The organism is Alphaproteobacteria bacterium HT1-32 (assembly GCA_009649675.1).
GTDB lineage: Bacteria > Pseudomonadota > Alphaproteobacteria > Rhodospirillales > HT1-32 > HT1-32.
The window spans coordinates 2009787-2026945 of sequence record WJPL01000001.1 but is presented as its reverse complement, the minus strand read 5'-3'; the positions used below and the strand labels follow the sequence as shown (position 1 = coordinate 2026945).

Here is a 17159-nt window from a genome sequence, read left to right as displayed (position 1 = left end):
CCGCTAGACTGTCGCCACATGACTGATGGATAACTGACTTGGCGCAGCCCCAACCCGCAAAGAATGCTCTTACCGAAGCCCTTGGCGCCTGTCGCCGGGGCTTTGTCGTCGTGGCTGTCTTCAGCCTCGGCGTCAATCTCTGCATGCTGACCTCGCCGATCTACATGATGCAGCTTTTCGACCGGGTGTTGTCGAGCCGCAGCATCGAGACGCTGATTGCCCTGCTGATCGTCGCCATTGCTGCCCTCATGGTTCTCGCTTTACTGGACGGTCTGCGGACGGTCGTTCTGGTCCGGGTTTCAAGCTGGCTGGATCAGCGACTGGGCGGCCAGTTACTGGGGGCCGCCGTGACACGCGCGCTGATGGACAGCCGGGGTGGCTCTGCACAGGTGCTGCGTGATCTCGGCACCCTCCGCAGCTTCCTGTCCGGCAGTGGTGTCTTTCCGCTGATGGATGCGCCCTGGGCACCGATATTCCTCGCCGCCATGTTCCTGCTGCACCCCTGGCTGGGCTGGTTATCACTGATCGGTGCGGTGCTGCTGTTCGCGATTGCCGTCACCAACGAGACCGTTACCCGGGGTATGCTGGGGGAAGCCAACGGTGCCTATGCGCAGGCCATGCGCCGGGCCGAAGCCGCCGTGCGCAACGCGGATGTCATCAACGGCATGGGTATGCTGCCGAACATTGTCAGCCGCTGGCAGACCGAAAACGCAAAATCCATCGATCTGCAGTCCCGGGCCAGCAACCTCAGCGGCGGACTGACCGCGTTATCGAAGTTCATCCGGTTCTGCCTGCAGATCGGCGTTCTCAGTCTCGGTGCCTATCTGGCGCTTGAGGGTGAGCTGTCGCCGGGCGCGATGATTGCCGGATCCATCATCATGGGGCGTGCGCTGGCACCCGTGGAACAGGCCATCGGTGCCTGGAAAGGATTTGTCGGCGCGCGGGCTGCCTACGCCCGGATCAAGACCCATCTTGCCGACGATGGCCGCGAGGCGGGTATGCCGCTGCCGCAACCGGAAGGCCGGGTAAAGGTTGAGGCGGTTTCGTTCGCGCACAAGCCGGGAGCAGAACCGGCCCTGCGGAATATCAGCTTTGAACTGGCACCGGGTGAAAGCCTTGCCATGATCGGCCCCACAGCATCCGGCAAGACCACCCTCGCCCGCATTCTGATCGGCAACCTGCTGCCCTCTGCCGGTGTCGCCCGACTTGACGGTATGGATGTTGCTGCCTGGGATGCCGATGACCTTGGCCGGCATATCGGTTATCTGCCACAGAATATCGAGCTGTTTGATGGCACCATACAGGACAATATCGCCCGAATGGGCCCGGCTGATCCGCAGGCTGTCATCCTCGCCGCAAGACAGGCACAGGTACATGATCTGATTCTGGGTCTGCCGGATGGCTACGACACCGAAATCGGTGACGGGGGTGCCGGGCTGTCCGGTGGCCAGCGCCAGCGTATCGGCCTGGCCCGCGCGCTGTATGGCGCACCAAGGCTGGTGGTCCTCGACGAGCCGAATTCCAATCTTGATACAGAAGGCGAAGAAGCGTTGCTGCGGGCCCTGGCCTATCTGAAACAGGCCGGCGTCACCGCCATCCTGATTTCACACCGCCCCAACCTGCTGCGTTTCATTGACCGGGTGCTGGTTCTGAACAAGGGACGCCTGCATCTGTTCGGCACCCGTGACGAGATCATGAGCAAGATGTCCGCCGCCACACAGAAAGCCACGGTAAAAGAACCAAAAATCGAAGCGCAGGAAACATCTCCGAGAATAGCACCGGCACAACCCGGCGGGGAGCCCCGTAATGGCTGATAATGCCCTGACCCGCCCCGCCGCAACCGGCCTTGCGACGCCAATGGCCGCGACAACAGGCAGCCCGGCCACCCTGCCGCCACGTCCCAACCTGACAGCACCTGTGCTTGGCGGTGTGCTGGTGATCGGCCTGTTCTTCGGGCTGTTCGGTGCCTGGGCGGTGACCGCCAGCCTGTCCAGTGCGGCGGTTGCTCCCGGCGTGGTCAGTGTTGCGGGCAACAAGAAGGTCATCCAGCATCTCGAAGGTGGCATCGTCAAATCGATTGCGGCGCGGGATGGCGATCTGGTCGATGCCGGTCAGGTGCTGGTGACGCTGGAAGACACACAGGCCCGCTCTGCCGTTCAGACCCTGCGTTCACGGCGCGACAGTTTTCTGGCCGAGGAAACCCGCCTGATTGCCGAACGGGACGGCCTGAACAACCTGTCCTTTCCGGAAGAACTGACCAGCCGGATGGATGACCCTGCGGTCCGCGGAATTCTGACAGGTCAGGAAAATATGTTCCGGGCGCGGCTGAACGCCCAGACCGGCCAGCAATCCATTCTGGAACAGCAGATTGCCCAGTTTGAGGAAGAAATCAGCGGGCTACAGGAACAGATATCCTCAGAAAACCGTCAGATCGCGCTGATTGAGGAAGAAATCCGGGACCTGGAGACCCTGAACGCACAGGGGCTCGGCCGCAAACCGCGTCTGCTGGAAAAGAAGCGTGAAGCCTCCCAGATTGCCGGATCACGCGCCGCCCACCGGTCAGAAATCGCCCGCACCCGTCAGAGCATCGGCGAGACACAGATCCGGATCAACGAGATCCGCACCGAGTTTCTGAATTCTGTGATCTCCGACCTGCGCGACATCCAGTCCCAGTTGTTTGAAGTCCGCGAGCAGTTACGCAGCGCCGAGGACGTGCTCCGCCGGACGACCATCCGCGCCCCCATCGCCGGCACCATCGTCAATTCCACGGTCTTTACGGATGGTGGTGTTATCCGTCCCGGTGAGCCGCTGATGGAGATGGTTCCCACCGGCGACAAGCTGATTGTCGAAGCACGTGTGCAGCCGTCAGATATCGATGTGGTCAATATTGGTCTGACGGCTGAAATCCGCCTGTCAGCCTTCAGCCAGCGCAGTTCCGCGCCGGTAAAAGGCCGGGTCATCGGTGTGTCTGCGGACGGGATCGAAGATGAGAAGACCGGCGATACCTATTACCTGACCCGGATCGAGCTGACCGAAGATGTGGGTTCCGTCATACCCGGCGCCATCCTGCAGCCGGGCATGCAGGCAGAAGTGCTGATCGTCACCGGAGAACGGACATTCATGGATTATGTCACCCAGCCGCTGATCCAGAGCTTCCAGAAATCACTGCGGGAATGATGCTGGCTGACCGCTTCAAAACCTGAGATGCCGGAGGCACTGCTCTCTCTCTGACCATGTCCAGAGCATCTGACCGGAGCGAAGTTCGACACCACCCAGCCATTCATGCCGCCGGATACGTCCCGGCTCCAGATCTCCGGACAGCGCCGCCAGGCCTTCCGGCGTCAGTTCCAGTTGCTGCGCCAGAAAATCATCACGCAACAGGTTGTCGACAGGTGGATAAAGAAAGGCATCACCACTGACAGTCCGCAGAAGCGGACAGCCCGTATCCATCAGACGGGCGATGCGATCAAAAGTCTGCCAGTCCCCCATATGCAGCCTGTCTTCGCGTGCCATATTCTCACGAAACAGATGCCCCGGCCCGACCGGCCCCTCTGCGGCGATCTCCAGCAACTGCTGTTCGGTTCGTGTCAGGCCACTGCCGGATGACGGAAACTCCTGCAGATGACGCCGGAGTGCCGGTGCCAGAAAGGGCAGGGCCGTCATATCTGACCCCAGAATATCGAACAGGTCTGTCGGCTGCTCTTTGCGAAAGGCCGACCAGACGCGGACAGAAACATCCATCATGACCGCATCAACCGGCACTCTCTGCTCAACAAGCCCGGCGATCTGAGGTGGTGAAAGCTGTCCCAGTCCCCGAAACGGCACGATACCGGGATAGTCATCAATACAGATCAGGGTCAGTTTGCCCGGTCGCCGTTCCGGCTTTGAGAACCAGTCGAGGATCTGCACAAGCTGAAGCTGGTCCAGCAGGTCATGCTCAAACCACAGGATCACTTCATCCCTGTCTGCCGCCAGCCGCAAAAGATTGTTCCGGGCCAGCATGTCCGCCTGCACGGCATCAACCGGCAATGCCTCACCGGCAAGAAATTTCGCCCGGACCCGGCTCACCTCATCAATATCGTCAATGTCAGGAAACGGTCCCTGATGCATCGTGTCCCGCCAGGGCAGAACATCGCCGGGCAGGGTCGAGGCTGTCAGCAGGTCCCCCGCCCCGTCACCGTTGGTGATGTGAAGAATATTCTGCATCTGCATCCCGTGAAGCATGGAGAATAATCCGCGAACTATCACGGCAGCAGACAACGCCGTCAATGCGGGCCACTGTAGCGGTCATTACCGGCTGGGTCTGGACCACCCCCGTCTTCTGCTTTAAGCGGGACCGGGAAACAGAAAGCAGAATGATGACCGTCCATTTCATTGGCGCCGGCCCCGGCGCACCCGATCTGATTACCGTTCGTGGCCTCCGGCTGATCGAAGCGGCCCCCGTGGTGCTGTATGCCGGATCGCTGGTGCCGGCGGAGATCGTTGCCGCCGCCCGGCCTGACGCACGGGTCATTGATACCGCGCCCCTTCATCTCGACGAGATCATCAGCGAAATACAGGCAGCCCATGATCGCGGGCAGGATGTTGCCCGTGTCCATTCCGGTGATCCGTCAATCTATGGCGCCATCGCCGAACAGATGCGCAGGCTGGATGCACTCGACATTCCCTATGACATCACCCCCGGCGTCCCGGCCTTTGCTGCGGCTGCCGCCGAACTGAAGACGGAACTGACACTGCCGGATGTCAGCCAGGCCGTTCTGGTGACACGGACTGCCGTGCGTTCATCCTCCATGCCGGAAGGACAGGAACTGGCAAACCTTGCGGCCGGACGGCCAACACTGGCTTTGCATCTGTCGATCAACAATATCGCAAAGGTGGTCCGTGACCTGTCGCCGATTTATGGGGCAGATTGTCCGGTGGTCATTGCCTATCGCGTTGGCTGGCCGGACCAGTTGTTCCTGAAGGGCACCCTGAGTGACATTCGGGACAAAGTGAAGGAATCCGGCGTTACCCGAACAGCCCTGATTATGGTTGGCGCTGTCTTCGGTGATGCCGCCTTCACCGATTCAAAACTTTACGATGCCGCACACCATCATGTGTTGCGGCCGAAAGCTCAGACCAGCCCTGACTGATCGCGGATCCATGCCATAGCCGACTCCACGTCGCTGACCCGGCGCCCCGGTTCTGGCCGTGGTCTGCGAACCATCAGCACCGGAATATCCGCTTCCCGTGCCGCCAGAATTTTTGCCTCCGTCGCCGCACCACCGCTGGCTTTGGTAATCAGCAGATCAATCCGGTGATGCAGCATCAGCTCACGTTCACCGGCAACCGTGAAGGGACCACGGGCAATCACGGTCTCATGGTTCTGCAACGGCAGCGGAGCTTCCGGAGGGTCAACCAGCCGGACCAGAAACCAGACATCTCCGGATTGTGCGAAGGGGGCAATCTCGGTCCGGCCAACAGTCAGAAACGCCCGCTTCGAGATATCACCTGCCGCACGGGCTGCCTGTTCCACCGTCTCCACCTCGATCCATCGGTCAACCGGATCACGCCGCCAGAGCGGACGAGCAAATCCAAGGCGCGGCAGACCCGCCATTTCTGCTGCCTGCCGTGCATGAGACGATATCCTGTCGGCAAAGGGATGGGTGGCATCAATCAGCAGGTCCACCTGTTCATCCCGCAGATAAGCCACCAGCCCTGCAACGCCGCCAAAGCCACCAACCCGGACATGACCCGGCAGGGGCCCCGGTTTTTCCACCCGGCCAGCCAGGGATGATGTCAGGCGCACTGCCTCGCTCCATTCCCGGTCAATGGCACGGGCCAGCGCCGCAGCCTCACCTGTACCGCCCAGAATCAGGATATGGGGCCGTCGTTCAGTCGACATGAGCCAGCTGGTTCCCGGCCCGGTCGATCACCAGCACATCGACGGACACGTCACCGGAGAGGGTCGCCAGCGCGACTTCACGCGCTCCACGGGCACAGCGTTCTGCCAGCATCGGCTGATAACCCTCTGCCAGCGCCAGCACCTGCCCTGCAGCCGTACAGGCCGCAGCCGCCTCAACCATCGGTTTGTCAGCCCCCGCCTCCGCCAGCCAGCGGGCCAGCATCGCCGTGTTGACCCGGCTGCGCGATGAATGCAGGTCCATCTCGCCATCCGCCAGTTTTGCCAGCTTGCCGAAACCACCCGCAATGGTCAGCTTCGGTATCGGTTTCCGTCGGAGATATTTCAGCATACCACCCGCGAAATCACCCATATCGATCAGGGCCTGTTCCTGCAGGCCGAACAGATTGCGCACGGTCTCCTCGGATGTCCGGCCGGTGGAACCCGCGATATGATCGATCCCGGCGGCCCGCGCCACGTCGATGCCACGATGAATGGAATGTATCCAGGAGGCGCAGGAATAGGGCACGACCACGCCTGTTGTACCGAGGATGCTGAGGCCACCGAGAATCCCGAGACGACCATTGGCCGTATTCACCGCCAGCGCCTCGCCACCGGGAATCGAGACAGTGACATGCAGATCACAAACCGCATCCAGTTCTTCGGCAACTTCCGCCAGGTTGGCCGCGATGATTTCCCGCGGTTTCGGATTGATCGCCGGTTCCCCGACCGCCAGCGGCAGACCGGGCAGGGTCACATGACCAACCCCTTCTCCCGCCGCAAAGGTGATACCAGACCCGGGAGCCCCGGCCCGTACGGTGGTAATTATTTCCGCCCCATGCGTCACATCCGGATCATCCCCCGCATCCTTGATAATGCCTGCTGTTACGGCATCACCCGTCCGTTCCAGCCGTGACAGGGTAAATTCGGGGCTAACCCCTTTCGGCAGGCTGACACGCACCGACTCCTGCCGCTCGCCAGTCAGCAGAAATCGCCAGGCCGCACGGGCACCCGCAGCCGCACAGGCGCCTGTCGTCCAGCCCTTTTTCAGGGGTACGTCGGGTTTACGTTGAGCCATGTCGCAAATCTAGCCATGATCCCGGTGAATCGATATAGGCTCTCTTGAATGACGACTTCACGCAATGACCTTCTGCTACCCGACCTGCCGGAATTTCAGGCGGGATGGGTCTGGCTTGTCGGAGCGGGGCCGGGAGACCCGGGTCTGCTGACCCTGCACGCCCTGCATGCCCTGCGGTCTGCCGATGTCATCATCTATGATGCGCTGGTCGATGAACGTATTCTCCGGCTTGCCGGTAACATGGCTGAACTGGTCTATGCCGGAAAGCGCGGGGGAAAACCGTCGCCGAAGCAGCCGGACATATCAAACCGGATTATTAAGCTGGCACAGGCTGGCAAGCGGGTCTGCCGCCTGAAGGGGGGCGATCCCTTTGTTTTCGGGCGGGGCGGCGAAGAAGCACTGGCACTGGTCCGGGCCGGCATACCCTTCCGGCTGGTTCCGGGTGTAACCGCCGGAATTGGCGGACTGGCTTATGCCGGAATTCCGGCCACCCATCGCGATACCAATTCCGCAATCACCTTCGTCACCGGTCACAGTGCCTCCGGCGAGGTTCCGGACTGCATCGACTGGGATAGTCTTGCCAAGGGATCGCCCGCACTGGTGATCTATATGGCAATCAAGCATGCGGAACGAATCGCGGCAAAACTGATGGCCGGTGGCCGCAGCCCCGATGAACCCGCCGCCTTTGTCGGCAGCGCAACCACGGAACATCAGCGGGTTGTCGAAACAACGCTGGGACGTGCCGCCATTGATGTGATTGAACAATCCGTCACCGCACCGTCGATTTTTGTTGTTGGCAACATTGTCCGCCTGCGGTCGGCACTGGACTGGCTGGGTGCAATTGACGGACGGGTTCTGAACCCCGATCCTCTCAACGAAGGTTATGGCCGGAACCACACTGAAACGGGTTAGCCTGCTCAGTTCTGACTTCCTTCCGGCGACATACTTAGATATCAAAGAATAAACATCGACATAAATCAGGAGGGATGACTTTGGCATTCATCAGCATTGGCGATCTTACCCACCATTATTCCATCACCGGACCGAAAGACGGCCCGGCTCTGGTCTTCGCCAATTCACTGGGGACCGATTTTCGTACATGGGACAAGGTCATTGAGGCACTGCCTGACGGTTTCCGTATCCTGACTTACGACAAGCGCGGCCATGGTCTGTCCGGCATGCCTCCCGGCCCCTACAGCATGGACCAGCTGGTCGGTGATATTGAATCGCTGATGGACCATCACGGCATGAATGATGCGATTTTTGTCGGTCTGTCTGTCGGCGGAATCATTGCGCAGGGTCTCTGGTCGAAACGACCGGACCTGATCCGGGCACTGGTGCTGTCGGATACGGCCAATGTCATCGGGCCAAAGGAAATGTGGGACCAGCGGATCGACGCCATCACCAAAGGCGGGATTGAGCCGATGGGTGATGCAGTTATGGAACGCTGGTTCTCACCCGGGTTCCGGGCATCCCGCACTGCGGAACTGGCTGGCTATCGCAACATGCTGGTCCGCACACCGGCAGAAGGATATGTCGGTGTCAGTACCGCCATCCGCGACGCCGACATGACGGACTCAACCCGCAACATCAATATCCCGACAATGTGCATTGTCGGTTCTGACGATGGTGCCACGACACCGGCAATGGTACGCGCACTGGCCGATCTGATCGACGGCGCCCGCTTTGAGGTGATCGACGGCGTCGGTCACTTGCCATGCGTTGAACAGCCGGAGATCATGGCCGGACTGATTGAAAGCTTCCTGAAGGAGAACAACCTTGTCTGATGATCGCTATGAAGCCGGCATGAAAGTGCGCCGTGCCGTCCTTGGTGATGCGCATGTGGACCGGGCTGAATCCCGCAAGACTGCCTTCGATACGGATTTCCAGACCTTCATTACCGAAGGTGCATGGGGTTCTGTCTGGACCCGCCCGGGGCTGGACCGTCCGACCCGCAGCCTGCTGACACTGGTTATCCTTGCCAGTCTCGGCCACTGGGAGGAATTCGCGATGCATATCCGCGCCAGCCGCAACACCGGTGCGACGGCGGATGACATCAAGGAAGCCCTGTTTCATGTCGCGGTCTATGCCGGTGTACCGGCCGCCAACCGCGCCATTGCCATTGCCCGGGAAGAACTGGGCATCACACCGGAACCGACATCAGAAGGAGCCGCCTGATCATGTCCAGCGACCAGGAAATCAGCGCCCGCGACTGGGGCCGCATGTCGCCCTACCGTGAACCCGGTTATAAATCGACGCAGCTGCGTGGCCCGACCCGGGCACCGATTATAATGCCGCAGACCCTGTCCGAGACCACCGGTCCTGCGCTGGGCTATGCTGCCGTGACACAGGAAGATGCCGACCTGACCACAAACGCCCGGCGCAACGGCGAGCCGATTGGTGAACGGATTATCGTTACCGGCAAGGTGATGGATGAAAACGGCCGTGGCATTGCCAACAGTCTGGTCGAAATCTGGCAGGCCAATGCTACCGGACGCTATGTTCATGTGAACGACAAGCATGACGCACCGCTCGACCCGAATTTTCTGGGTGCCGGAAAATGTGTCACCGATGCAGACGGCACCTACCGGTTCCAGACCATCCGGCCCGGGGCCTATCCATGGCCAAATCATCACAACGCCTGGCGACCGCCGCATATTCATTTCTCCCTGATGGGGACCAGCATCCTTAACCGCCTTGTCACCCAGATGTATTTTCCGGGCGACCCGCTGCTGGCTTACGATCCGATCTTCAATGCCATTGCCGACGAAGACGCCCGTCAGGCGATGGTGGCGGGGTTTGAACTTGATCTGACGGAACCGAACTGGGCGCTGGGCTATCGATTCGACATTGTCCTGCGCGGTCGCAACGCTACCCCGATGGAGAACTAGGAATGCCAAAACAAACCCCATCACAGACCGTCGGACCGTTCTTTGCCTATGGCCTGACACCGGAAGCCTATGGCCGGACCGGCGTTGCAGGTAACAACCTGCTGACCGATTCAACCCAGGGCGAACGCATCCGGATTGAAGGCGTTGTCTATGACGGCAACGGCGCGCCGGTCAGCGATGCCATGCTGGAAATCTGGCAGGCCAATGCTGCCGGACGTTACGACCATCCGGAAGACAATCGTGACGAAGTGGCAGCCGACCCGGGCTTTCACGGCTTTGGCCGGACCGGTACGGATGCCGAAGGCCGTTTCCATTTTGACACCATCAAACCCGGTCCTGTACCGGGTCGGGGCAACAGCCTGCAGGCACCGCATATCAGCCTGACCCTGTTTTCCCGTGGCATGCCGAACCATACCTTCACCCGCATCTACTTCCCTGACGAGACCGATGCCAACGCCACAGACCCGGTGCTGGCACTGGCCCCGGCAGACCGGCGGGAGACACTGGTCGCCACCCGGCTCGACCGGTCAGGACAGCCGGTTTACCGGTTCGACATTCATCTGCAGGGCGAACAGGAGACCGTATTCTTCGACGCCTGAACCACTTGCGGGGCAGAACTGAAAGGAACAGATCAGACTGATGGATATTGCAACGGTGTCAGACCTGACAGGACTGGTTCTGGTAGCCGCCATTTTCGGCGGTATGCTGTTTTTTGCGCTGGTTGTCACACCGGTAATTTTCACCGCCCTGAAACCCGAAGTTTCCGGTGTTTTGATCCGCAAGATGTTCCCGGTTTATTATCTGTATATGGGCGTCATATCCGCGCTGGCGACACTGACGATCACCTTCACGCATGAGGTCGACGCCGTTATTCTCGCCGCAGTGGCTGGTCTGTTCTGGGTCTCCCGGCAAATTCTGATGCCCCGGATTGACGCTGTCCGGGATCAGAAGAACGCTGAGGAGTCCGGCCCCGCGACAACCAGCTTCAAACGTCTGCACAGACTGAGCGTTGCCATCAATCTGGTTCAGCTTCTCGCCGTGCTGACGGTGCTGGTACGGATCGCCTGACCATACACAACTGCGTGCGCCAGCTGTTACCGGTCTGGAATGCAGGCGCGGAGACACCTATTTCTGAGCTTTCGAGCGAGAGGATCAAAACATGAGCGAGACCACTGAAAGAGCCGTTCTGGCCGGCGGATGCTTCTGGGGAATGGAAGATCTCTTCCGCAGGCAGCCCGGCGTCATTTCCACCCGTGTCGGCTATAGCGGCGGCGACGTGCCGAACGCCACCTACCGTAATCACGGGAGCCATGCGGAAGCCATTGAGGTCATTTTCGATCCGGCACAGACCGATTTCCGGGCGATACTTGAATTCTTCTTCCAGATTCATGACCCCTCGACCGTCAACCGGCAGGGCAATGATATGGGCAGCAGCTATCGCTCCGCGATCTATTACACCAGCGACAGCCAGAAAGAAGTCGCTGAAACAACGATCCGCGATGTCGACGCTTCCGGCCTGTGGCCCGGCAAGGTGGTTACGGAAGTCGAGCCTGTCGGGGATTTCTGGGAGGCCGAGCCGGAGCATCAGAACTATCTGCAGCGCATTCCCAACGGCTATACCTGTCATTTCCCGCGGCCGGGCTGGAAGCTGCCCCGGCATGCCAATGCCGGTTGATACCGTCCGGATGCCGTAACAGAAGTCGGCGGCATCGGTCAGCCGGCCCCATCACAGCCCATCGCGTTAGTTTGATTTCCTCCCGGGATCAGGCGGTGCTACTTGTCGTCTGGTCTCAGTCTTTACGGAAGCGATGATGTGATGGAACAAGACAAGTCGAGAGCAAACAGCCAGACCGCCTTCCGGCTGGACCGGCATACACTCGTGACCGCGATGTTCGGGGGCGCACTGGCGACAGTCGCATTTGACTTTTATGGACAGAGTATCAGCCCGATGCTCGGGTTTTCTGGCCTTGCGCCGGTGCCGCTGGCAAACAATGTGATCACGGTCCTGTTTGGTGAACCCTACTCTCCGGGCGCTCACTTTCTTCATTACATGGCGGGAATGGTCGCCTACCCGGTCGGATGGCTGTTCATCGCCCACCCGGTTCTGGCCCGGCTGACCCCGGGAATCTCATGGCTGCCGGGATCTGTCCTGTATGGCGTCGGGCTCTGGATATTCGCGCTGTATATCATGGCGCATCTGGTGGCGGGAAATCCCGCTTTCCTCGGCTTCACCGGCATCACATGGGTTGCGCTCGCCGGTCATATCCTCTTTGCCGTGGTTTTCGCCGCCGTTGCCGAATTTCGGCGACGACCGGCAGGGACAACTGACCGCTGAAGCCTGCCGGCATCTCACCCCTCGTGAACATGCCTTGCGAACCGTTCCCGCAGCACCACAAGCTTCGGGTCGATATAAGTCCGGCAGAAAGGGCGTTCCGGCCCCTGCTCATAATAGTTATGAAACCGCTCGTCTGACGCCCGGAACCCGGCAAAGGGCAAGACCTGTGTCACCAGCTTCTCGTCAAATCCGGGTTGCAGGCCTGTCAGAATATCCTTTGCGGCTTTCTGCTGATCTGCCGTGAAACTGTAGATGGCACTGCGGTATTTGCCCCGCAGGGAATGGGCGGATCTGCTGGCATGGGTGCGCAGATGAATTTCAATCAGCGGGGTGAGGCTGATTTCAGCTTCGTCATAATGAACAATAACCGCTTCGGACCAGCTGTCGCAGGGTGGCTCAGACCGGATGAAACCCTGTTCTGTCCGGCTCACCCCCCGCACCGCCTGAAAAACCGCCTCCGTGCACCAGTGGCAGCCGCCGCCAAAACCGATTTTTGAGATTACATTTTCCATTCCCCGGATCATAAGTGATCTCACCTGATCAAACCACCGGGAGCCTGCGTCGATGCTGATGAATGCCATGCTTCGGGGATCCCGTGCAGTCATCCTGCTGCTTGCACTCTGCGGGGAGCTGAATGCAGCGGAGACGATCTCCGTCTCCAGCACCTGGCTTGCCAGTGACGGGCTGACACACCGGGACCGGATATCGGCATTTCTCGACGTTCCTGCTGTAGCCGGCCCCCGGCCTGCCATCATCATGATGCATGGCTGCGGCGGGTTGCTGACCGGCAGGGGACAACCGCAGAAAAAGTACCGGCACTGGGCAGAGCGGTTTCAAAGAGCGGGATTTGCAACGCTTGCTGTCGACAGTTTTACGGGTCGCAATATCCGGGAAATCTGCACCGGAAAAGAAAAACTGCCGGCCAGCCGCGCCCGGACTGCCGATGCCCGGGCCGCACTCGTGATCCTGCAGGCAGAACCGCGAATCGATCCGAAACAAATCGGACTGATCGGCTGGTCGAATGGCGGACGCGTCGTTCTGCACTTGCTTGACCGGCCGCAACCAGCGGAGGGAGGTTTCAGGTTTGCCGTTGGTTTTTACGCCAATGCGCTGGTTGTCTCCGGGCCAGAACGCACCCGTCCGTTTCTGCCATCCATCCCGCTTCTGCTGCTCTCCGGCGAAGCAGATGACTGGACACCGGCCCGCAATGTCCTCTCTTTGCAGGCTGCAACGCGGCGTGCCGGGGGTGATTTCACTGTACATCTGTTTCCGCAGGCACATCACTCATTTGATTCCATCGGCGCGGAAATCCGCTATCGTCCGGACGTGAGAAACGCGTCAAAACCAGGCGGTTGCTGCGGCGCGACGATTGGCTACAATGCCGCTGCAACCCTCACCGCTGAAGGTGTAATGATGGCCTGGATCAACAAGATATTGCGTCAGAATTGATTTGCGATCTGAATATTCCCGGTTTTCAAGAGTTTTGTTGCGCAGATTGAAAAAAAGCGTATAACCAGCCTCCGTGCGTTTCTGTGTTCTGTGGCGCTTTCACTCCGCGCCCGTCGCGTAGGTTAGAACTCCCCTGACATTGAGAACGACGATCCATGGGTTGCGCGTATTTGCGTGGTCCGCTTTTTGTTAGAGGAAGACTAAGTCTATGGCTACTGGCACTGTTAAATGGTTCAACCCCACCAAGGGGTTTGGCTTTATCGAACCGTCGGAAGGCGGTAGCGATGCATTCGTTCACATTACCGCCGTCCAGCGCGCGGGTCTCGACAGCCTGACCGAAGGTCAGAAGGTCGAATTCGAGCTGCAGCGCGGTCGGAACGGTAAATCGTCTGCGGAAGAGATCAAAATTATCGACTGATGCCTGATGTCTTCTCCATCGAAGCAGTGCTTCGGCGGCGAGGACACAGTTGTCAGTTCCACAAGCGTTACAGAGTTCTTGTGGGGTTATGTCTCCACAGACGTGGTTAAGGATACTCTCGAATTTTGTACGCTACCCAATGGGTCATGCAGATTGCATGGCTCACATCACTAGAGGAAGACCAAGTTTATGGCTACTGGTACAGTTAAATGGTTCAACCCGACTAAGGGTTATGGCTTCATCGAACCTTCAGAAGGCGGCAGCGACGCTTTCGTTCACATCACCGCTGTTCAGCAGGCAGGCCTCGACAGCCTGACCGAAGGCCAGAAGGTGAGCTTCGAATTGCAGCGTGGCCGTAATGGCAAGACGTCTGCCGAAGATCTGAAGATCATCGACTGATCTCTGAATATTGTCTCCGCCGGGTTTCACGATCCGGCGGAGACAGCTTCAGGCTGCTTCAGCATCCCGCAGTAATGTGGCGAGGCTGATAGACCGCAGGGTTGCTTCGGCAATCAGGTCGATTTCTGTCGTAACGGCAATCAATGATTTGCCGACGGGTGTTTTTGCGCCCTCAAGCCCGCTGTTCGAGACTTCTCCGGCAGGCTCTTCAAACAACTCGATAATATCATAAAGTGATGTCCGCTTCGGATTCGCGATAAACCTGTATCCGCCACCGACGCCCCGGACGGCCTCTACCATTCCGGCCCGCCCCAGTTCCCGCAGAATTTTCGCCAGATGATTCAGTGATATATCGTATATCGCTGCAATTTCAGCCGCAGATAGCTGCCGGACCGGATCACGCGCCAGTTCCGTCGCCGCATAGAGGGCATATCGGGAAGCCTTTTGCAGTCTCATGCATCCTCTCCCGGTTTCAGATTCATTTCCAGTTGCAGATATGGCCCGCCACGCATGCCCTGCGCCCGCAGGAAAGCGAGGTTCAGATGATCATCGGTGGCCACCATGCTGCGCGCCTGATCGACCCCCCGCGCACGAAAGCGATCACAGATCGCCTCAAACAGCCGGGTTGCGATTTTTGCCAGCCGGCGTTCCGGCTCCACGCCAAAAGCAAAGATCCAGCCACTGGGCGGAGAGCCGAATTCCCAGGCCCGGACCTCACCAAGGATATAACCGGCAAACCGGCCACCCTGTTCCGCAACCAGAAATTCGCCGTCCCCGGACTGCCCATACCGCCGGAAGGCATCAGCCCAGAATTCCGGCTTGTCCATTCCGGTATTGCGCTCATCAAGGCTTTGCACATCCGAAATATCAGATGCCGTCGCCGCTCTGATCGTCACCGGCATACCGGTCATGTTTTCTGTCGTCAGCCCATTGTCCATACGGGTAATATTGACATTCATCAGGGGTCATGTCATCTTAAATACGCATTACAGTACCTATTTACCTGATAATCAGAACGCCGCACAGGGAAGCCTCCATGACCATCGATTTCAGAACCGAACCCGGGCAGTACAAACACTGGAAGATCGAGATCGACGGCAACGTCGCGACCCTGACCATGGATGTCGATGAAAAGGGCGGACTGGTTCCGGGCTATGACCTGAAACTGAATTCCTATGACCTCGGGGTCGATATCGAACTGTATGACGCCACCCAGCGCCTGCGGTTCTGCCATCCGGAAGTCGGTGCGGTTGTCATCACATCCGGCAAGGACCGGGTGTTCTGTTCCGGTGCCAACATCACCATGCTGGCCGGGTCCAGCCATGCCCACAAAGTCAACTTCTGCAAATTCACCAATGAAACCCGTATGGGCATTGAAGATGCCAGTGACGGGTCACAGCAACGCTATATCTGCGCCATCAACGGCACGGCGGCGGGTGGCGGATATGAACTGGCGCTGGCGACGGATGAAATCCTGCTGGTTGATGACGGCTCCAGCGCCGTCTCCCTGCCGGAAGTCCCGCTGCTCGCTGTACTGCCGGGCACCGGCGGCCTGACCCGTGTTGTCGATAAGCGCATGGTCCGCCGGGATCACGCAGATTTCTTCTGCACCGTAACAGAAGGAATCAAGGGCAAGCGCGCCCGTGACTGGCGACTGGTCGATGAACTTGTCCCCCGCTCGCGTTTTGACGAGGTCGTCACCGAAAAGGCCCGTCAATCCGCAGCCCGCAGCGACCGGCCAAAGGATGCCACAGGCATTGACTGGCCGATGGTCGCCCGTCAGGAAGAGGGCGATACCATCACCTATGGCACCCTGTCGGTCGGCATTGATCGCAGCAGCCGCGTTGCCACCTTCACCGTCAAGGGTCCGACAGCGGACGCCCCGGCAAATGCAGCCGCAGCTCAGGAACAGGGCATTGCCTTCTGGCCGCTGGCGCTGGCCCGTGATCTGGATGATGCGATTCTGCATCTGCGGACGAACGAAACAGATATCGGCGTCTGGGCCCTGCGCACCAGTGGCGACGGCCATATGGTTGAAAGCTATGACAATCTGCTGGCCGCAGAGGCTGACAACTGGTTCATCCGCGAGGTCCGGCTTTATCTGAAACGCTGCCTGAAACGTCTTGATGTGACCTCACGCAGCCTCATCACCCTGATCGAGCCGGGCAGCTGCTTTACCGGCACCCTGCTTGAACTCGTACTCGCCGCAGACCGCAGCTACATGCTTGATGGCAGCTTTGAAGATGATGACCAGTCACCGGCCGCGCTGCGCCTGACGGCCATGAACTTCGGCCCCTACCCGATGGGGAACGGACTGACCCGCCTGCAAACCCGCTTCCTTGAAAATGGCGAGCGGTACGCCGAACTGGAAGCCGAGACCGGTCGCGACCTGCTGGCCGAGGATGCTGATGAACTCGGGCTGGTGACCTTCATCCCCGACGATATCGACTGGGAAGATGAAGTCCGGCTGGCACTGGAAGAACGTGCCGCCTTCTCACCGGACAGCCTGACCGGCATGGAAGCCAGCCTGCGTTTTGCCGGGCCTGAGACCATGGAGACAAAAATCTTTGGCCGCCTGACCGCATGGCAAAACTGGATATTCCAGCGGCCCAATGCCGTCGGTGAAGCTGGCGCCCTGCGCAAGTTCGGCACCGGCACCCGCGCTGAATTCGACCCCAACCGCGTCTGACAGAACACAGGCCAGCAAC

At 59.5% G+C, this 17159-nt stretch carries 21 protein-coding genes; 15 read left to right on the top strand and 6 right to left on the bottom strand.

The features are described 5' to 3' along the window. Window positions 1-38 precede the first annotated feature (38 nt). Together GH722_09645 and GH722_09640 are read left to right on the top strand one after the other, a co-directional pair. Entirely contained in the window at window positions 39-1814 is a 1776-nt protein-coding gene (locus tag GH722_09645; protein MRG72036.1) for a type I secretion system permease/ATPase, read from the top strand. Then, window positions 1807-3177, top strand: coding sequence for an HlyD family type I secretion periplasmic adaptor subunit (locus GH722_09640; GenBank protein MRG72035.1), 1371 nt, complete (start codon window positions 1807-1809; stop codon window positions 3175-3177). Before GH722_09645 ends, GH722_09640 begins: the two co-directional genes overlap by 8 nt. A 15-nt stretch (window positions 3178-3192) precedes the next feature. Here the strand turns inward: GH722_09640 and GH722_09635 are convergent, their stop codons facing one another. Beyond that, complete coding sequence (locus tag GH722_09635) at window positions 3193-4206, bottom strand: hypothetical protein (GenBank protein ID MRG72034.1); 1014 nt, start codon at window positions 4204-4206, stop codon at window positions 3193-3195. A 152-nt stretch (window positions 4207-4358) separates the two neighbouring features. Here GH722_09635 and cobM point away from each other — a divergent pair, with 152 nt between their 5' ends. Beyond that, entirely contained in the window at window positions 4359-5132 is a 774-nt protein-coding gene (gene cobM, locus GH722_09630; protein MRG72033.1) for a precorrin-4 C(11)-methyltransferase, read from the top strand. On the opposite strand, the gene GH722_09625 is transcribed toward cobM, so the two are convergent. Then, window positions 5114-5884, bottom strand: a complete 771-nt coding sequence (locus GH722_09625; GenBank protein ID MRG72032.1) for a cobalt-precorrin-6A reductase — start codon at window positions 5882-5884, stop codon at window positions 5114-5116. The two genes, cobM and GH722_09625, sit on opposite strands and share 19 nt — an antisense overlap. Then, window positions 5874-6959, bottom strand: a complete 1086-nt coding sequence (locus GH722_09620; protein MRG72031.1) for a cobalt-precorrin-5B (C(1))-methyltransferase — start codon at window positions 6957-6959, stop codon at window positions 5874-5876. The genes GH722_09625 and GH722_09620 overlap by 11 nt, the downstream gene beginning before the upstream one ends. Before the next feature lie 48 nt (window positions 6960-7007). Here GH722_09620 and cobA point away from each other — a divergent pair, with 48 nt between their 5' ends. From cobA to GH722_09580, 8 genes are all read left to right on the top strand, one after another. Continuing rightward, window positions 7008-7871: a uroporphyrinogen-III C-methyltransferase gene (cobA, locus tag GH722_09615; protein MRG72030.1), complete on the top strand. Its 864-nt coding sequence runs from the start codon at window positions 7008-7010 to the stop codon at window positions 7869-7871. Window positions 7872-7945: 74 nt separating this feature from the next. Continuing rightward, the gene (gene pcaD, locus GH722_09610) at window positions 7946-8746 is read left to right on the top strand and encodes a 3-oxoadipate enol-lactonase (protein ID MRG72029.1); all 801 of its coding nucleotides are present in this window, start codon (window positions 7946-7948) and stop codon (window positions 8744-8746) included. 19 nt (window positions 8747-8765) lie between these two features. After that, window positions 8766-9137, top strand: a complete 372-nt coding sequence (gene pcaC / locus GH722_09605) for a 4-carboxymuconolactone decarboxylase (protein ID MRG72028.1) — start codon at window positions 8766-8768, stop codon at window positions 9135-9137. 2 nt (window positions 9138-9139) lie between these two features. Beyond that, window positions 9140-9850 carry a protocatechuate 3,4-dioxygenase subunit beta gene (gene pcaH / locus GH722_09600; GenBank protein ID MRG72027.1) on the top strand — a complete coding sequence of 237 codons (711 nt, stop codon included), beginning with the start codon at window positions 9140-9142 and terminating at the stop codon, window positions 9848-9850. 2 nt (window positions 9851-9852) lie between these two features. Beyond that, window positions 9853-10449, top strand: a complete 597-nt coding sequence (pcaG, locus tag GH722_09595; protein ID MRG72026.1) for a protocatechuate 3,4-dioxygenase subunit alpha — start codon at window positions 9853-9855, stop codon at window positions 10447-10449. Between the two features lie 40 nt (window positions 10450-10489). Then, entirely contained in the window at window positions 10490-10918 is a 429-nt protein-coding gene (locus GH722_09590; GenBank protein MRG72025.1) for a DUF4149 domain-containing protein, read from the top strand. Window positions 10919-11009: 91 nt separating this feature from the next. Further along, on the top strand, window positions 11010-11525 hold the full coding sequence (gene msrA / locus GH722_09585; protein MRG72024.1) for a peptide-methionine (S)-S-oxide reductase MsrA: 516 nt from the start codon (window positions 11010-11012) through the stop codon (window positions 11523-11525). A 141-nt stretch (window positions 11526-11666) separates the two neighbouring features. After that, window positions 11667-12185: a hypothetical protein gene (locus GH722_09580; protein ID MRG72023.1), complete on the top strand. Its 519-nt coding sequence runs from the start codon at window positions 11667-11669 to the stop codon at window positions 12183-12185. A 14-nt stretch (window positions 12186-12199) separates the two neighbouring features. Here GH722_09580 and GH722_09575 read toward each other — a convergent pair whose 3' ends face one another. Further along, complete coding sequence (locus GH722_09575) at window positions 12200-12697, bottom strand: peptide methionine sulfoxide reductase (protein MRG72022.1); 498 nt, start codon at window positions 12695-12697, stop codon at window positions 12200-12202. A 52-nt stretch (window positions 12698-12749) separates the two neighbouring features. Between GH722_09575 and GH722_09570 the strand changes: the two genes are divergently transcribed. From GH722_09570 to GH722_09560, 3 genes are all read left to right on the top strand, one after another. Beyond that, window positions 12750-13634 (top strand): hypothetical protein, encoded by an 885-nt coding sequence (locus GH722_09570; protein MRG72021.1) that lies wholly within the window; start codon window positions 12750-12752, stop codon window positions 13632-13634. A 208-nt stretch (window positions 13635-13842) separates the two neighbouring features. Further along, on the top strand, window positions 13843-14052 hold the full coding sequence (locus GH722_09565; GenBank protein ID MRG72020.1) for a cold-shock protein: 210 nt from the start codon (window positions 13843-13845) through the stop codon (window positions 14050-14052). A 189-nt stretch (window positions 14053-14241) separates the two neighbouring features. Next, window positions 14242-14451: a cold-shock protein gene (locus tag GH722_09560; protein ID MRG72019.1), complete on the top strand. Its 210-nt coding sequence runs from the start codon at window positions 14242-14244 to the stop codon at window positions 14449-14451. 48 nt (window positions 14452-14499) lie between these two features. Here the strand turns inward: GH722_09560 and GH722_09555 are convergent, their stop codons facing one another. Both GH722_09555 and GH722_09550 read right to left on the bottom strand, forming a co-directional pair. Beyond that, window positions 14500-14907: an Rrf2 family transcriptional regulator gene (locus GH722_09555; GenBank protein ID MRG72018.1), complete on the bottom strand. Its 408-nt coding sequence runs from the start codon at window positions 14905-14907 to the stop codon at window positions 14500-14502. Next, entirely contained in the window at window positions 14904-15410 is a 507-nt protein-coding gene (locus tag GH722_09550; protein MRG72017.1) for a GNAT family N-acetyltransferase, read from the bottom strand. Before GH722_09550 ends, GH722_09555 begins: the two co-directional genes overlap by 4 nt. A gap of 77 nt (window positions 15411-15487) precedes the next feature. Here GH722_09550 and boxC point away from each other — a divergent pair, with 77 nt between their 5' ends. Then, window positions 15488-17140 (top strand): 2,3-epoxybenzoyl-CoA dihydrolase, encoded by a 1653-nt coding sequence (gene boxC, locus GH722_09545; GenBank protein ID MRG72016.1) that lies wholly within the window; start codon window positions 15488-15490, stop codon window positions 17138-17140. Window positions 17141-17159 lie beyond the last annotated feature (19 nt).